Origin of the sequence: Candidatus Terasakiella magnetica (assembly GCF_900093605.1) — a bacterium.
GTDB classification, from domain to species: Bacteria; Pseudomonadota; Alphaproteobacteria; order Rhodospirillales; family Terasakiellaceae; genus Terasakiella; species Terasakiella magnetica.
The window spans coordinates 155,642-171,497 of the sequence record NZ_FLYE01000046.1 but is presented as its reverse complement, the minus strand read 5'-3'; the positions used below and the strand labels follow the sequence as shown (position 1 = coordinate 171,497).

Annotated in this window: 16 protein-coding genes; 14 read left to right on the top strand and 2 right to left on the bottom strand. The window is 46.5% G+C overall.

What is annotated here, in order from left to right; genetic code table 11:
- Window position 1 precedes the first annotated feature (1 nt).
- The 6 genes from MTBPR1_RS15230 to MTBPR1_RS15205 all read left to right on the top strand — a co-directional run bounded on the left by MTBPR1_RS15230 (window position 2) and on the right by MTBPR1_RS15205 (window position 8,126).
- A complete protein-coding gene (locus MTBPR1_RS15230) occupies window positions 2-1,669 on the top strand; it encodes a flagellar hook protein FlgE (protein WP_165602686.1) in 1,668 nt (555 codons plus the stop codon).
- 279 nt (window positions 1,670-1,948) lie between these two features.
- Window positions 1,949-3,133, top strand: a complete 1,185-nt coding sequence (locus MTBPR1_RS15225; protein ID WP_083223139.1) for a flagellar basal body P-ring protein FlgI — start codon at window positions 1,949-1,951, stop codon at window positions 3,131-3,133.
- Window positions 3,133-3,534 carry a rod-binding protein gene (locus tag MTBPR1_RS15220; protein WP_083223138.1) on the top strand — a complete coding sequence of 134 codons (402 nt, stop codon included), beginning with the start codon at window positions 3,133-3,135 and terminating at the stop codon, window positions 3,532-3,534. The genes MTBPR1_RS15225 and MTBPR1_RS15220 overlap by 1 nt, the downstream gene beginning before the upstream one ends.
- Window positions 3,535-3,536: 2 nt before the next feature.
- Window positions 3,537-3,968 (top strand): hypothetical protein, encoded by a 432-nt coding sequence (locus MTBPR1_RS15215; protein WP_069189878.1) that lies wholly within the window; start codon window positions 3,537-3,539, stop codon window positions 3,966-3,968.
- A gap of 21 nt (window positions 3,969-3,989) precedes the next feature.
- Window positions 3,990-6,284 (top strand): flagellar hook-associated protein FlgK, encoded by a 2,295-nt coding sequence (gene flgK / locus MTBPR1_RS15210; protein ID WP_083223137.1) that lies wholly within the window; start codon window positions 3,990-3,992, stop codon window positions 6,282-6,284.
- A gap of 12 nt (window positions 6,285-6,296) precedes the next feature.
- Window positions 6,297-8,126, top strand: a complete 1,830-nt coding sequence (locus MTBPR1_RS15205; protein WP_069189876.1) for a flagellin — start codon at window positions 6,297-6,299, stop codon at window positions 8,124-8,126.
- Here the strand turns inward: MTBPR1_RS15205 and MTBPR1_RS15200 are convergent.
- Complete coding sequence (locus MTBPR1_RS15200; protein ID WP_069189875.1) at window positions 8,123-8,794, bottom strand: hypothetical protein; 672 nt, start codon at window positions 8,792-8,794, stop codon at window positions 8,123-8,125. The two genes, MTBPR1_RS15205 and MTBPR1_RS15200, sit on opposite strands and share 4 nt — an antisense overlap.
- Window positions 8,795-8,912: 118 nt before the next feature.
- On the opposite strand from MTBPR1_RS15200, the gene pseI reads away from it, so the two are divergent.
- Genes pseI through MTBPR1_RS15185 form a run of 3 tightly spaced genes read left to right on the top strand, consistent with a single transcriptional unit; the run spans window position 8,913 to window position 11,156 of the window.
- Window positions 8,913-9,908, top strand: coding sequence for a pseudaminic acid synthase (pseI, locus tag MTBPR1_RS15195; RefSeq protein ID WP_240492929.1), 996 nt, complete (start codon window positions 8,913-8,915; stop codon window positions 9,906-9,908).
- Entirely contained in the window at window positions 9,905-10,516 is a 612-nt protein-coding gene (locus MTBPR1_RS15190) for a formyltransferase family protein (protein WP_069189873.1), read from the top strand. The genes pseI and MTBPR1_RS15190 overlap by 4 nt, the downstream gene beginning before the upstream one ends.
- Before the next feature lies 1 nt (window position 10,517).
- Window positions 10,518-11,156 (top strand): HAD family hydrolase, encoded by a 639-nt coding sequence (locus tag MTBPR1_RS15185; protein ID WP_069189872.1) that lies wholly within the window; start codon window positions 10,518-10,520, stop codon window positions 11,154-11,156.
- A 59-nt stretch (window positions 11,157-11,215) separates the two neighbouring features.
- Here the strand turns inward: MTBPR1_RS15185 and MTBPR1_RS15180 are convergent, their stop codons facing one another.
- Complete coding sequence (locus MTBPR1_RS15180) at window positions 11,216-11,560, bottom strand: flagellar biosynthesis regulator FlaF (protein WP_069189871.1); 345 nt, start codon at window positions 11,558-11,560, stop codon at window positions 11,216-11,218.
- A gap of 244 nt (window positions 11,561-11,804) precedes the next feature.
- Here MTBPR1_RS15180 and pseB point away from each other — a divergent pair, with 244 nt between their 5' ends.
- The 5 genes from pseB to MTBPR1_RS15155 all read left to right on the top strand — a co-directional run bounded on the left by pseB (window position 11,805) and on the right by MTBPR1_RS15155 (window position 15,844).
- A complete protein-coding gene (gene pseB, locus MTBPR1_RS15175) occupies window positions 11,805-12,854 on the top strand; it encodes a UDP-N-acetylglucosamine 4,6-dehydratase (inverting) (protein ID WP_069189870.1) in 1,050 nt (349 codons plus the stop codon).
- Between the two features lie 15 nt (window positions 12,855-12,869).
- Entirely contained in the window at window positions 12,870-13,589 is a 720-nt protein-coding gene (locus tag MTBPR1_RS15170) for a cytidylyltransferase domain-containing protein (protein ID WP_069189949.1), read from the top strand.
- A gap of 100 nt (window positions 13,590-13,689) precedes the next feature.
- Window positions 13,690-14,091, top strand: coding sequence for a flagellar biosynthesis repressor FlbT (locus MTBPR1_RS15165; RefSeq protein WP_069189869.1), 402 nt, complete (start codon window positions 13,690-13,692; stop codon window positions 14,089-14,091).
- 124 nt (window positions 14,092-14,215) lie between these two features.
- Entirely contained in the window at window positions 14,216-15,022 is an 807-nt protein-coding gene (locus tag MTBPR1_RS15160; RefSeq protein WP_069189868.1) for a hypothetical protein, read from the top strand.
- Window positions 15,023-15,109: 87 nt separating this feature from the next.
- Window positions 15,110-15,844 (top strand): class I SAM-dependent methyltransferase, encoded by a 735-nt coding sequence (locus MTBPR1_RS15155; RefSeq protein ID WP_069189867.1) that lies wholly within the window; start codon window positions 15,110-15,112, stop codon window positions 15,842-15,844.
- The last annotated feature ends 12 nt before the right edge of the window (window positions 15,845-15,856 follow it).

Below are 15,856 nucleotides of genomic sequence, written 5' to 3'. Positions count from 1 at the left end.
GATGAGTATATTAGGATCATTCGCGGCCCCTGTCGGCGCTATGATGGCGCAAAGCGAAAAGATGGAAGTCATTGGCTTGAACATCGCTAACCTGAACACAGGCGGCTATAAACGTAGTGAGACCAATTTCTCTACGATGCTTGCCCAAACCTATGACCATAATAAGGATATAGGTGGCGTTCGGTCGATTTCACGCTCGATGATTTCCCAGCAAGGGTCGATGATTTCCAGTGATAGCAACTATGATGTTGCCATCAATGGTTCTGGTTTTTTCCAGCTAAATTCCGAAATTGATGGGAGCGGTACGACTGTTTATGGTCGCGACGGGATGCTCGAACAAAAACTTGGTGACGAGATCACCATCAATATAAACGGCACCGATGTGACTTCCTATGAAGGGTATCTAGTTGATAAAAACGGCTATTTCGTTCAGGGCTGGCCGGTCAACGCCGATGGAGAAACTTTCCCCACTGATGAAGGCTCACTACAATCTTTAAGGATTGATCCAGAAGCCTTCACCTCAAATGGCGAAGCCACAACTGCGGCCTCCATTGGGCTGAACCTACCTTCAGATTCGGCTGCGAACTATGATGAATCCACTTTCATCAAAGCTTATGATGCCAATGGGGACTTACAGTCTTATCAGCTGAAATTCACCAACTTTGTCTTGGGTAATCAAACCAATACCATGACGCCCAACTGGAATATTCCAGCCTCAGCAGCTATTGGATTTTCAGAAACAGCAACCACGACCCTCTATAACACAGAAGGTTTTGAACAGGACGTTGACCTCCAATTTACAAAAACGGCAGCAGACACATGGGATTTGCGCATCTTTGAGGGTTCAAGTGAGCTGGATGTCGATGGCACAGTTGATGGTACACCCAATGCCATCAGCGTGACGTTTGACCCCACAACCGGGGCCATCACCTCAACACCAACATCAATCACGGTTGATACAAGCCCTACTCTTGGCGCGACGTTCACATTGGATATTGCCTCACTCACGCAAAATGCAGGTGCGGCAATCACCCAGACCAGCACAACAATTGACGGTGTGAAAGCCCAGCAAGTCAATAACAACTGGACGCTTGAAATTTTTGAATCCGATGGGACGGCCCTGAGTATTGATACAGATACCACCCCCAATCGTTTACAATTAACTTTCAATCCTGATGGTTCTCTCAGCACGCCCACATCTGTGACTATTCCAGGCTCAAGCGGGAGCTTTGCCTTGGACATGACCAATATGACCAACTATGCCTCCGGTCAAATTGCTGAAGTCTCTTATGATTATAACGGTCGCTCCGATGCAACACTCACGAGTTTTGAGTTCAACGCGGCTGGTGAAATCGTTGGGCGTTTCTCAGATGCAACCCAACGTCCGATCTATAAGCTTCCGCTTGTGACCTTTACCAACCCTGATGGGTTAGAGCCCATTAACGGGAACGTTTATCGCTATGACCCCAATGCGGGGACAGCCGTTGTGCGAACCGCCAATGGTCAAGGGGCCGGAACCTTTGTGCCAAATGCACGCGAAACCTCAAACGTTGAGCTCAGTGATGAATTCACCAGAATGATCATCACTCAAAATGCCTATAACACGGCCTCAACGGTTGTCAAAACCATTGATGAAATGACCGAGGTTGCCCGTGACTTGAAAGCTTAGCTTGGCTCATTAAGCACCAATTAACACTGTTCTTTGCCTATGGGGACACCATCTATAAAGCGGGTGTCCCCATAGTCTTTTACCCGGCAGTTTTTACCCATAGGTAGGTAAAGAAGCCTTCACCCCAAGAAACACCCCATAATAACAATACATAACACGTTGTTTTTATTAATTTTTTAAACATTTATATTCTGGCACAGCCTTTGCTTAATAAATTAATAAGAATAATCGGCTTCAATGTAGGCCAAGTTTTTTTAACGGCTAACAGATGAGAAAACCATGACTGCCGTCACAAAGAGAACCACACCAGCGTTTAAGAGCGCATTAGAAACAACCAAGAAGCTCGCGCTGACTTGGTTGCTGGGTATCTTCATTGTTGCAGGTACCATTCTTTTGTTAAACGCTAATCATGCAAATGCATCTTCACGCATTAAAGACATCGTCACCTTTGAAGGCGTGCGCGACAACATGCTTGTCGGTTACGGTCTTGTCGTTGGTCTCAACGGCACAGGTGACGGTCTTGCCGATGGTCATTTCACCAAACAGAGCTTGCACTCCATGTTAGAGCGCCTGGGTGTAAAACCGACCGAGTCTGGCCTTGATAGTAAAAACGTTGCCGCCGTTATGGTCACAGCAGCACTTAAACCCTTTGCCCGCCAAGGCTCACGCATTGATGTAACCGTCAGTGCCCTTGGTGATTCTGATAGCCTTATGGGCGGAACCCTGCTCGTAACACCGCTGATCGGTGCTGATGGTGAAGTTTACGCTGTTGCCCAAGGTCAACTGGCTGTTGGCGGCTTCACCGCTGGTGGGGCCGCTGAAACCGTGACCAAAGGTGTGCCAACATCTGGTCGTATTGCCAGTGGTGCCATTATTGAGCGCGAGCTTCAGTTTGAAATGGCGCAGATGGAAAATGTAAAACTTTCCCTGCGCAATCCAGATTTCACAACCGCGCGCCGCGTCTCTCAAGCCATCAATGCATTTTTGGGATCAAGTTCTTCACGCCCAACTGACCCGGGTACAGTACAACTGGACATCCCTGATCATTACGATGGCAATGTGGTCAACCTACTCACAGATATTGAACAGCTCCGTGTGGAGCCTGACCAAATGGCCCGTGTGGTCATTGATGAAACAACGGGCACCATCGTGATGGGGGAAAATGTACGCATCAGTACTGTCGCCATCGCCCAAGGTAGCCTGACCATCCGCATTACAGAAAACCAGCAAGTCTCCCAGCCCGGCCCGTTTGCAGAAACAGGCACAACAGAAACCGTTGATCGTACAGCCGTTGATGTTGATGAAGGCGACGAAAAAAAGCTGACGGTTCTGGATGATGGTGTGTCACTTCAAGAACTGGTTAATGGTCTAAACGCGTTGGGCATCGGCCCGCGTGACATGATCACCATCTTGCAAGCCATTAAGGCCGCAGGTGCCCTGCAAGCCAAAATCGAGGTGATGTAATGAGCGATTTATCAATCATGAGCCAAGCCCAAATGGCCTTGCAACAAGCACAATCCCAGCAAGCTATGGCGGGCCTTGATCAACCTAAAAAACAAGATGCAGATAGTTTTGCAAAAGCACTGAGCTCTCAGCAAATGAAAGACCCGTCTTTCATGGAAGCCCACCAGCGTCGCAAAATCCGTGAAACCGCTGTTGATTTTGAAGCCCAGTTTTTAAGCCAAATGCTCCAGCCCATGTTTGAAGGGCTCAATGCGACTGAGCCTTTTGGCGGCGGTCATGCTGAAAAAATGTGGCAAGGCATGTTGGTTAATGAATATGGCAGCTCGCTTGCCAAGTCCGGCGGCATCGGTCTTGCCGATGAAGTTGAACGCCAACTCTTGCGCGCACAGGAAGGATTATAATTATGGATATGATGGAACGCGTGAACGATCTGATTTTCATCTGCGAACGCATGATCGAAATCTTAAGTGCTGAAAATGACGCCTTGCGCAGCCATGGTGGCAATAAAGTCCAAGATCGGCTGGATGAGAAAACCCAGCTCAGCCTGTTTTATGAACGCCACATGAAATCCCTGCAACGCAAGCCCGACGCTTTCAAGGGTATTGATGAAGATACCCGGAAAAATTTGCGTGAGCTTGGTGAGGAAATGCAGGAGCTCCTTGATGAAAATGGCCGTTTGCTCAAAATCGCCATGGACACCAATCGTAAATTCATGCGCCGTGTGGCAGAAGCTGCACAAGAACACACACCCCATAGTGGAACCTATGCAAATAACGCGCGGGTCGGCTCTCAAGCTCCGCACAGTGCATCTGTTTCCCTAAACCAAGAACTCTAAGAAGAGAGTCGGAGGTCTATTATGGCAGGCTCAATTACGCTCGCACTACATACGGCAAAGGACGGATTGCTCGCCATGCAATCAGCGCTCGGAACTGTTGCTGAGAACGTTTCCAACGCCAACACGGAAGGTTATTCACGAAAGATCGTGAACCTTGAAACACGCGTGGTTGAAGGCAATGGTGCTGGTGTTCAGATCTCCGAGGTCACACGTACCGTTGATGAAGGGCTCATGCGCGATGTGCGCGAAGAAAATGCCGCCCTTTATCAATATGATGTGAAAGACAGCTATTATCAGCGCATGGAAGAACTGTTTGGGTCCCCTGGCGATAACACCTCAATCAGTCATATCATGTCTGAGCTTGTCGGCTCTTTAGAAATGCTCTCCACCAGCCCGAACAGCACGCTTAATAAGCAGGAAACCATCCGCTGGGCCATGAATAGTGTGGATAAAATTCAGGATATGGCAACTGAAATTCAGGATTTGCGCCTCCAAGCCGATGTGGATTTGGCAGAAGCTGCAACTGAAGCCAATGAGTTGATCCATGCCATTGCCGACATGAATGATAAAATCATTCGTAACCAAGCTGTCTCTAACGATGTATCGGACTTAAAAGACAAACGCGACATGGCTTTGGATGAGCTCTCAACACTGATGGACATTCAATATTTCCAGCGCACCAACGGGGAAGTTGCCGTTTTCTCCAGAGGCGGTACGGTCCTTGTGGATTCTGATGCCCAAACCATCTCTCACACCCGCGCAGCAGCCAGTGGCCCGACCATTTCCCACGCCCAAGGCGGCTTTACCGGGATCAAGGTCAACAGTTACGATATCACCAATGATTTGCTTGGCGGTAAGATGAAAGGTCTGGTTGACTTACGCGATGGCGCGCTTAACGATATGCAGCGCACCCTTGATGAGCTATCAGAAGAAATGCAAGAAGCGGTAAATGATATCCATAATATGGGTATGTCCTTTCCCGGTAACCAAAGCTATGAAGGCCAGAATTATTTTGCCGATGTCAGTGCCCAGACCATGGAATTTGGCAGCGGCAGTGATACCCGTATGGTCCTATTTAACAGTGATGGCGAACAACAAGCTACAACCACACTGGCAACCCTGTTTCAAGATACAACCGGGTCAAATGATGATGGTATTGATTATGGCGCCACGGGTAACAACGGCACCCAGATCATCAATATCGAAGAAGTTGCCACCCGTATGGAAGAATGGCTGGATGGCGAAGGGGCCACAGCAACAATCTCCTTTAGTGAGACAGATCACGGCTTCATGAACATCACCATTGGTGACAGCAGCATGTATCTGGCTTTTCGCGATGAATATGCCGACACAACGGTTGGGGAAAGTATTGGTGACCTCGGCCTGACCCATCAAAATGCGTCTATTACCTTTGATGCCTCTGGTGAATCGGACGGCTCGGGCAACTATAGCCACACGACTGAAAGTCACAGCGGCTTTGCAAACTTCATGGGGTTAAACGACTTTTTCGTCGACAATCAGGTTGCTGATACATATGAGAGTAAAGTCGTTCCAACCACTTCAACGACTTCAGCTACCACGCTGTTCTTTTATGATCAAGACAGTGGTGTTGGCTCAGGTAATGATAAGCATAGTGGTGCAGGCTTTACCGTTCAAGCAGGCTTAACACTGGAAGAACTGGCAACCGAGATCAACAATGATGCGACCCTAAATGGGGAGCTGGAAGCCGTTGTTGTACCTGAGGGCTCAGGCGAGCGCCTGCGCATCACCCATACCGAGGGTAAAGAACTTGTAATTGCCGAAGTCAATGGCGGCACCATGCTCTCAGACTTGGGCATAGCAGAATCCAATATTGGGCTTGCTCAGGAAATCAATGTTCGCACATCTTTGCAATCTACACCAAGTCTCGTGGCAGCCCAGCGCGTTCAATTTGACAGTACAATCGGGATTGCGGGCGGCGAATATTATACTGCTGCCAGTGATAACTCAAACGCGGTTGGTATGGCAGAGGCCATGACCACCTCACATGATTTTGATGCTGCTGGTAGCTTTATTGTCGGTAGTAAATCCTTGATGGATTATTCCATTGATGTCTTGGCCTCCAGCGCCAGTTTATCGGCAAATAATTCATCTGATCGCGATACACAACAGGTACTGGTCGATAGCCTCAAAAATAAATCCGATACCTTTAAAGGGGTAAATCTGGACGAAGAGCTATCCCAACTGATATTATATGAACAAGCTTATGCAGCGAGTGCACGGGTTGTGAGTGTAATTAACGAAATGTTCGATGTGCTTGATCGAGCTGTAGGTTAAGGAGAGTAGAAAATGTCACGCGTAACAGACCTCTCAACACAGCAATTGCTCGTGCGCCAAATGATGCGCACTCAGCAGAACCTCACTGAAGCCGAAATTCAGGTCACAACCGAGAAAAAGACCCAAGTTTATTCTGGTATCGTTGCCCAATCGCACCGTCTTGTCAGCCTTGAGGTGAGCAAGACTCTATCTGAACGATATGTACAAAACAACCAGACGGCTGAACTACGCCTTGATTCAGCCTCAACCTCTCTTGAAGCCATTGAAAAAAGCGTTAGTGAATTTCACCGCCGCTTGCAGTCTTATAAATCCAATCTCTCGAACCCTCCGGTTCAAGATGATACGCAAGAGCTGCAAAAATGGGCTCTGTCCAGCCTGAAAGATTTACAATCTTACCTCAATCTTGACGTGGACGGTCAATATCTCTTTTCTGGAACCAAAACAACAACCCAACCTGTTGATTTGGGGCTTTCAACCATTGATGCTTTTCAGGCTGAATATGATGGTCAAAAAATCAAATACCCAACAACGCGTGATGCCCATTTACAAGAATTCACCATGTCAAATAATGGCGAGGGTATTTCTGCCATTACCGATGCGTTGACATTTGATCGCGATGATACAGCCGGTACAAGCACCCTGACCATTGCACCAGGCACTGGTTCAACACAGAGTTTTGCAAACTTGGAACCCGGCTCAACAATTACCATTGCCGATACGGGCTATAACGATGGTAACTACACGATCAAATCAATTGACAGTAACACACAAATCACCATTGAAAGCACCCAGCTTGTCACCCCGACAAACGCACAACCGGAAAATGTCTATATTGTTAAGAATGACGGCACTAAAATCGATTGGGCAACCAGTGGCGGTGTCACCATGGCGATTGGCACAGGGGCAGCTTCTGATACAATAACGGCAAGAACCGCTGGCGGTTTCTCTGAACTCAGTGCGGGCGATATCATTACCATCGAAGGTTCCGGCAACAGTGGTGAAAACGATAAAACATTTACCATTGGCTCCATTGATGCCGCAGGTACAGTTATCACACTGGATACTAAACGCTTTGAAGATGAAACAACAGGCGGCGTTGTTGATAGTGGTGGCGCAGAGGCTGCAACCCTAACGGAAAGTGGCGGCACAACATACCTGCCGGCTGCAACGGGTAACATTACCTTTACAGCAGGGCCTCCGGGCACTTTAGTTGCAGGTACAACAGGTAGCCTTTCTGGGCTGGCTGTTGGTGAGACATTTACTGTATCAGGCTCCACAGGAAACAATAAAACCTACACGGTTGCCTCAAATGATGGCACGACGCTGAGAGTTAATGATTGGGATATTTCATCCGCGACGTGGTATCAGGGCAATGACCAGAATGTGGAACATCGCTTAAATGAAAACCGCTCAATTGACATGGATTTCAATGCCATTGATCCAGCGATTGAAAAAGCCATTCGTGCCATGGGTATTATCGCCCAAGGTGTTTATGGCACTGCGGGTGGATTGGACCAAAATACGGACCGCCTTGATGATGCCATGTATCTGCTGGAAGATTCGTTATCCTTCCCAACATCAGGCACACCACCTTTTGGCGCAGAACAAACAGGTAGTTTCGAGCAAATCGCTTTTGATGTGGGCTTCATGCAAGTGCGTGTGAATACAGCCAATGAATCTCATGAGTCATACGTAGGCTTCCTTGATAAAAACATTGGTAACATCGAGAATGTCAACTTGTTGGAAGCCATCACCACCATGCAGGATCATGCCCGCACATTGGAAGCGTCCTATCAGGTTTTCTCACGCTTCCAAGAACTATCGCTCAACAAATATCTCTAATTATTGAGCTTTTGAAACTCTTTCAAGATAACCGGCAGTATCTCAAGGGAACTGTCGGTTTCTTTTTGCAAAAACGCATCAAACTGATCAAAAGGCAAAAGCCTGATTGCATCATATTCATCACGCGATGAAGACTGGAAAATACCTTCAAGGGCAGAAAAAGATAAAGCGGTTTTTAAGCTCAGCACCACATCAAAGGTTGAGCCATCATAAACACCACCAATAACTTTTGGCCTTGCACAGTCTTTTGATGTGAGACCGAGTTCTTCTTCCAATTCTTCAAACAGCTGGGCATGAAGATCAAGTTGGGATAAGCCGCCCGCCGGAGCAGGCTCCCACAAGTTTGGCGTATTCACGACTAAGGAACTCCGCCTACCAAGGACCAATCCTTCAGGACAAATGGTCAAACCCGTTACGGCCATGGCAGAAATATCAAGCTTGGGAATTTTGCGCGCTGCCAACACATAACTATAATCTGTTTGATAAAGACGAATGACCTCAGGCGTTATCTTATCCAGCGCATAGATTGGCCCTTTTGTCAGGTTGGGATTTGCTTTTAGCTCCCCTTCCCAGTTCAAACCCACTTGGGTCTGGGTTTCCTCATCTATTTCAGGGGGATCAACAAGGGCAAGGGCGACATCTTCATTTAGATCATACCATTCAATCATGTTGCCCCCACCTTCAAAAGATTGTTATAAATTCCTAATAAACTTTCATACCATGGAGAGACTTGTGCGGACCATTAATATTTCAAATCGCCCGATCGGACAGGGACAGCCTCCGTACATGATCGCCGAAATTTCCGCCAACCATGGTGGTGATATTGAACGCGCGAAACGCATCATCGAACAAAGCGCCAAATCCGGTGCAGATGCGGTTAAATTCCAGCTTTATACGGCAGACTCTCTTACCTTAAATTGCCCACAAGAAGATTTCCTCATCACAGGGGAAAGCCTGTGGAAAGGCCGTCGCCTTTATGAGCTTTATGAAGAAGCCGCCACACCTTATGAGTGGTTTGAAGAACTCTTTGCTCATGCAAGAAAACATAATGTAACGCCTTTTGCCTCTGTCTTTGATGAGGCGGGCATTGAGTTTATGGAAAATTTAGGCGCTGAAGCTTATAAAATCGCTTCTTTTGAAACCGTTGATCTCGGCCTTATTTCAGCTTGTGCTAAAACGGGCAAACCGCTGATCATCTCAACAGGGCTGTGTACCCTAGAAGATATTCAAGATGCGGTTGATGCTTTTCATGATGCAGGCGGTACAGAGCTGATCCTCCTGCAATGTAACAGCTCATATCCCGCTAACCCCAAAGAAAGTCATCTGGTTAATATCCCGGATATGGCAAAGCATTTTAATGTGCCCATTGGTTATTCAGACCATACCACCACATCTGTGCAAGCCATTGCCGCAGTCGCCCTTGGTGCCACGGTTATTGAAAAACATGTGATTGATGCGCGCGAACCTGCAACGGCGGACTCAGCCTTTTCCTCTTTACCTGAACAGTTTTTAGAATTGTGCGACAGCTGCCTTGCGGCCTTTCATGCACGCGGGGAAATCTCTTACGGCCCGACAGAACATGAAAAAGGTTCCATTAAATTTCGCCGCTCCCTTTATGTGTGCAAAGACATCAAACAGGGGGAAGCTTTTAGCAAAGAAAACGTGCGCTCTGTGCGCCCGGGCTATGGCCTTGCGCCCAAACATCTTGAAAATGTCCTTAAAGGCAAAGCCACGCAAGACCTTGTGGCGGGAACGCCTGTATCATGGGATGTGGTTGAATGAGAACAAAACCACTTAAAACCGTTGCGCTGCTCGCCCGCCAACCGGGCTTGAATGTCTTGAAAGACTACCTGCTTCACTCAAAAGATATTGATCTAAAATGCGTCTTCACCCACGGCAAACTCCCAAAGGCTGAGGGCGGAGAAACCCGTGATGATTTTGAGGTGTTTCAGGACCTCTGCAAAGCCCACAACATCCCGCTTCACGCTGTGGATTACCCAGAAGCAAAAGATATTTCCCCCTATTTACCCGAGGATGAAATCGACATGATGGTGTCCCTTTCATGGAGATACCTCGTACCGCAACATGTATTGGACCGTTTTAAAGTCGGCACAACCAATCTTCATCGTGGCTACCTACCCACCTATGGCGGGGCCGAGCCTGTGCGCCGCGCCATTGAAGCGGGCGAAACATCGGTGAGCATTACCGCTCATGAAATGACCATTGAAATTGATGGCGGGGATAAACTGGCTGAGGTTCACCTGCCCATTGCCCCCTGCCCATCTGAGCAAAGCCCAAGCGATTATGCCGAAGTGGTGAAAAAACAGCTCGAACCGCTTTATCCTGATCTATGTAATCTCGCCATCAAGTCATGGCTGGCAAGAGGCTGATATGGCAAAACGTGGGCTTTTTCTAGATTTAGACGGCACCCTTTGTGATAGCGTCACGGGCTTAAAAAAAGCCTATCTGGGGTTTCTTGATACCTTTGGCGTGCGCGGCACTGATCAAGAATTTCAATCCCTAAACGGCCCACCCTTGCTGGAGGTGGTTAAAACCTTAAAACATACCCATCAGCTCCCCGGTGAATTGCCTGATCTTTATGACTATTATGTTGAAAAAACCGTTATTGCCCATGCAAGTTCACAACCTGCACGCGGGGCAAAAACCGTTTTAGAAAAAGCTAAAGAAAAAGACTATCTCATCGCCTTGGTCACCTCCAGCAAGCAAGACCAAGCTGAACATTGGTTAGAGCAGTTTAATCTGTCTGGCTATTTCTCTTGTGTGATTGGCGGAGATATGGTGGCAAAGGGGAAACCTGATCCGCTACCTTACACAACAGCACTGGAAAAGCTTTCAGTAGAAGCAGCCCATTCTTATGCGGTGGAAGATAGTGAGCAAGGTGCAAGTGCCGCGCTAAAGGCCGAAATCCCAACCTATCTGATTTCACCGGATAGACCGGAAAGCTTTGCCTCAGACATACATTTTAAGGGCCTGCTTACCAGCTTTGATGAGATGGCAACAAAACTCTAAAACAAAAAACGGGATACCTCAGGCATCCCGTTTTTTTAGAATTCTTAATTTAAGAAAACTTAGCTTGCTGCGCCTTCAAGAAGACCTTCTGAAATCTGTAGATTGATATTAACCAAAGAAGCAATATCACTCGCAGATAAACCTTCTGCACTTTTGAACGTGACTTCAGCCACATACTGGCCGAGCTTTAGCAAGTTATCACGCACATCAGCAGGAACTGCATTATCTTCTTTACTAACGAATGTACGAATAGCCACCCAGATTTCTAAATTATGATTAAGCGCATTTGTTAATGCAGCCGCATCATCATTTTCACGAGCCTGATCCAACAAAACGGCCGCACGGGACAATCCAAATGCATCTTTCTCGAGACTTGATAGATTGTCAAAATCGGCTTCAGCCATGGTACATTTCCTCCTTCATCAATAAGCGCTACTACGATAGTGGATGATGATAGGAATCCTGTCAATCAATATTGTTTTGGCACCGGAAGAAAAGCTAATATTTTCATAATCATCACTATTTTTAGCCCCTTTTTATAACTTGACGTTTTTTTCTACAAAAGCTGTTCTATTAATGAAAAAATAACTGTTATCCCCAATAGTAATATAAAATTGGACAAAATGCGCATATCAAGGAGTCTGCACTGTGTGGTTATCTAATTATTATGATTTGAACGTCAATCTCGATGGCAAATCCATCCTTGTAACCGGAGGCACAGGGTCCTTCGGCAAACGTTTTGTTAAAACTGTTTTAGAAAGATACAAACTCAAACGTCTTGTGATTTTTTCTCGTGATGAGCTCAAGCAGTTTGAAATGCAACAGCAGTTCTCCACAACTGAATATCCATGCATGCGCTATTTCATCGGTGATGTGCGTGATGAGACCCGCCTTGAAATGGCAATGAAAGATATTGATATCGTCATTCATGCCGCGGCCCTCAAACATGTACCAGTTGCGGAATATAACCCAACAGAATGTATTCGCACCAATGTAAATGGCGCTGAAAATGTTGTGCGCGCTGCCCTTGCCAACGATGTAAAGCATGTTCTGGCCCTTTCAACAGACAAAGCGGTCAACCCGATTAACCTTTATGGCGCAAGTAAACTGGCAGCGGATAAAATCTTTGTCGCCGCCAACAACCTTTCTGGCACAGACGGAACGGTCTTTAGTGTCGTGCGTTATGGTAATGTTGTGGGATCACGCGGCAGTGTGTTGCCGTTTTTCAAAAAACTGGTTGCAGAAGGCACAGACCATCTGCCCATTACCGATCCGGACATGACCCGTTTTTGGATTACGCTGCAACAAGGTGTGGATTTTGTAATTTCCAACCTGCGCTATATGCGCGGTGGTGAAATTTTTGTACCTAAAATGCCAAGTATGAAAATCACGGAAATGGCGACCTATATCGCGCCAGAACTGCCACAAAAAGTCATTGGCATTCGCCCGGGCGAAAAACTTCATGAAATGATGGTTTCTGAAGATGATGCTCCTTACACAGATGACCTCGGTGATCGCTATGTGGTCAAACCAGCCTTTAGTTTCTGGTCTGAGCGCGAAGCAGGCAGTAAAGAAATTGCCCAAATTTATAATGACGCAGTCGCAGCACAAAAAGGGTTCCGTTATGCCAGTAACATCAATGATGACTGGCTGGATAATGACCGCCTTGATCTGTTGTTAAAAGAACCAGCTACCTAAAAAGCCATGGCCCATATGCGCACAGTTGTTATCATTCAAGCCCGGTTTGGCTCTACCCGCCTGCCGGGCAAGACGCTTGAAAAAATCGGCCCCATAAGCGCCCTTCATCATGCGATTGCACGCTGTCAGCGCATTAAAGGTATTGATGATGTCTGCTGTGCAATCCCAGACCTTGCCCAAGATGACGCCATTGCACGTGAAGCTGAAAAATGTGGCACAACGGTTGTGCGCGGCCCCCAAGATGATGTGCTTAAACGCTATCGTATGGCTGCTGATGCAACACAAGCCAAAACCATCATCCGCATCACCAGTGACTGCCCGTTGGTTGATCCCGATATTTCAAGCCAGACCTTAAAACTTTTTGAACAATCCGGTGCAGACTTTGCCTGTAACAATGCCCCACCAAGCTGGCCCCATGGTTTTGATACGGAAGTGACCTCTTATGAATGGCTAAGACGCGCAGATGATGAGGCAACAGAGCCTTTTCACCGTGAACATGTCATGCCCTTTATTCGCACGCACTCAGATATCAAACTTGTAAATCTACCCAGCCCAACAGATTTACGTCAGCATCGCTGGACATTAGACTACCCTGAAGACCTCGAGTTTTTTAGAGCCTTGGCTCAAAAGCTTCCCGATTTGGTCAATGCAACAACAGATGACATACTGAAACTCCTTGAAAAGCAGCCAGAAATCAGTGAAATCAATCATCACTTACACGATAAATCGAGATAAAGACAATAAACTCGTTTCTAACTGTTGTTCTTCAAGCCCGTTTTCTTTACCATTACCTGCGTTTTTTACAGGCTGACTATTTTAAAGAAGGAATTTAAAAGTGCCCTTAACGATTGACCTTAAACACGGTGACCGCATGATTATCAACGGCGCTGTGATCGAAATGGCCAGCCCGAACTCGAAAATCATTATCCATAATGAAGCTGCGATTCTCCGTGGCAAGGAAATTATGCAGCAAGCCGATGCAAAAACGCCGGCAAAACGCGTTTATTTCTCCCTACAAGGGGCATATATTTTCAAGGAAAAAGAAGGCGAATTCCTGCACGCTTTTGATAAATACCTTGCTGATTTTTTACAAGCCACACCAAGCTCTTTAGAAATTGTCCAAAAAATCAAAGAGTTAGTAGAGGGTGACCAGATTTATAAAGCCTTGAAAGAGGCCGCACACCTGATTGAACATGAAGAAAAAGTGCTCAAATCAGCTGGTATTTCACTGGGCTAAAAAAACACCTGAAAGCGCAATATCCCTAGCCTTTTGTTAACCTGCATGATAGTATTATTGTCTGTGGGAAGTATCCCATCGTGTTTAATGTGATCTCTTGAAAACAGAAAGTTAGGATAAGATCATGACTGGTATCCTAGGTCCCGGCGATTTTGCAAAATCGTTTTCAGCAGTCCAAAGTGCTGCGGCTCGCCCCCAATTTGAGATGGGCTTTGCAATGCTGCAAAATGCGTTGCTGGATCAACTTGATGTTAAAATCAACGAGGTCATGGACCGTGACATCAACAAAGTTGATGCTTTCCTTACATTAGAACATAACAAACTTGGACGTGCGCTCCAGCATGTGGGTAAGTTTGGTAAAGATACACAGCATAATGCCGATGTGCTTAACGAATCCCTTGCCCTTGTTGAAAAGCTTGTTGAAGCCGATGAAAACAACAATGCAACAGACTTCAACAAATATAAGGAAGAGCTTGACGACCTCATGCTCAACTCCATTAAAGATGTAAATGGCGCTGCGGCTGGCCTTAACGTTAAGGACGGTTTTTACCAGTATCGTGAAAATGGCTCCGGTCTAACAGATTATGCCGATTATGCTGATGATAGCACCCGCAGTGATGCGGTTTTGGATTTACAAAACTCACTGCTTGCCACCTTTACTGTCATGGAAATCAACCGTGATACGGCCTATAGCGTGAGTACGGAATTGCAATCACGCCTGACCAGTATCGACATTCAAGTGAATGCTGATCAAATGGCTGAACGTACAGAAGCCATTCAGGAAATTGAAGATTTGCAAAAAGATTATGGTCACTTCCTGACCTATCTCTCGGTTGCCTTTGAGGTTGGCGCAAGTGCGGCCCAGCAACTCGCTGATAGCATCCAGCAAAATAACAGTCAAAAAGGTACTGTTATTGATATTATCTCTTAATTAACCTTTCCATGTAAGACTGCGAAATGCCTCTTTCTATGCGGGGCATAAAGATATTTTTTGCTGTTCTTATATTTTGGGGTTTTCATGCATCTCGTTCCCAACAATCGAAAACAAATTCTCCCTTTTTTGCCACAAAATGGCCGCGTCATCGAAATTGGTGTCGCCAAGGGTGAGTTTTCCCATGAAATTCTCCTACAGAATAATCCCAAAGAACTCCATCTGATTGATCCTTGGGAATTCCAACAGCGCGACGATTATTCAACAGATGCCAATAATGTTGAAGATAATGAACAAGAACAGCGTTTTCAGGATGTGCAGAAACGCTTTCAAAGCATGATCAATGCCGGGCGCGTCCATATGCACCGAGATTATTCAACCAATGTAGCTGACCAGTTTGAAGATAAAAGCTGTGACTGGATTTTCATTGATGGGTTACACAGCTATGAAGGCGTCAAAGCAGACCTTGAAGCCTTTCACATGAAAATTAAGGATGATGGCCTTATCCTTGGTCACGATTTCACCAACCATGCAGAAGCAAGAAGAATGAAATTTGGTGTGGTTGAAGCCGTAAATGAGTTTGTTGAAAAATATAACTACCAATTCGTTTTAATGACGTGGGAAAATTATCCGACGTATGTGTTATCACGCACGCCCGATAGCCCTGTTGTCCAGCATTTGCTTGGATCTTGTTTTATGACAGCCTCCAGCGCAATCAACCTGCCGGATTTCCCAGATAAAATGAAGTTTGAGCACCGCACTGTCTTTATGAATGACCAAGCCCGTGCCATTCCCACATTCACCTTAAAAGATGACGATTAAGCCGTTTCTTCA

What these genes read in the sequence shown, in the direction of transcription:
- MTBPR1_RS15230 (WP_165602686.1), top strand. Translation starts at nt 2, where the DNA reads ATGAGTATATTAGGATCATTCGCGGCCCCTGTCGGCGCTATGATGGCG.
- MTBPR1_RS15225 (WP_083223139.1), top strand. Translation starts at nt 1,949, where the DNA reads ATGACTGCCGTCACAAAGAGAACCACACCAGCGTTTAAGAGCGCATTA.
- MTBPR1_RS15220 (WP_083223138.1), top strand. Translation starts at nt 3,133, where the DNA reads ATGAGCGATTTATCAATCATGAGCCAAGCCCAAATGGCCTTGCAACAA.
- MTBPR1_RS15215 (WP_069189878.1), top strand. Translation starts at nt 3,537, where the DNA reads ATGGATATGATGGAACGCGTGAACGATCTGATTTTCATCTGCGAACGC.
- flgK (WP_083223137.1), top strand. Translation starts at nt 3,990, where the DNA reads ATGGCAGGCTCAATTACGCTCGCACTACATACGGCAAAGGACGGATTG.
- MTBPR1_RS15205 (WP_069189876.1), top strand. Translation starts at nt 6,297, where the DNA reads ATGTCACGCGTAACAGACCTCTCAACACAGCAATTGCTCGTGCGCCAA.
- MTBPR1_RS15200 (WP_069189875.1), bottom strand. Translation starts at nt 8,794, where the DNA reads ATGATTGAATGGTATGATCTAAATGAAGATGTCGCCCTTGCCCTTGTT.
- pseI (WP_240492929.1), top strand. Translation starts at nt 8,913, where the DNA reads ATGATCGCCGAAATTTCCGCCAACCATGGTGGTGATATTGAACGCGCG.
- MTBPR1_RS15190 (WP_069189873.1), top strand. Translation starts at nt 9,905, where the DNA reads ATGAGAACAAAACCACTTAAAACCGTTGCGCTGCTCGCCCGCCAACCG.
- MTBPR1_RS15185 (WP_069189872.1), top strand. Translation starts at nt 10,518, where the DNA reads ATGGCAAAACGTGGGCTTTTTCTAGATTTAGACGGCACCCTTTGTGAT.
- MTBPR1_RS15180 (WP_069189871.1), bottom strand. Translation starts at nt 11,560, where the DNA reads ATGGCTGAAGCCGATTTTGACAATCTATCAAGTCTCGAGAAAGATGCA.
- MTBPR1_RS15170 (WP_069189949.1), top strand. Translation starts at nt 12,870, where the DNA reads ATGCGCACAGTTGTTATCATTCAAGCCCGGTTTGGCTCTACCCGCCTG.
- MTBPR1_RS15160 (WP_069189868.1), top strand. Translation starts at nt 14,216, where the DNA reads ATGACTGGTATCCTAGGTCCCGGCGATTTTGCAAAATCGTTTTCAGCA.
- MTBPR1_RS15155 (WP_069189867.1), top strand. Translation starts at nt 15,110, where the DNA reads ATGCATCTCGTTCCCAACAATCGAAAACAAATTCTCCCTTTTTTGCCA.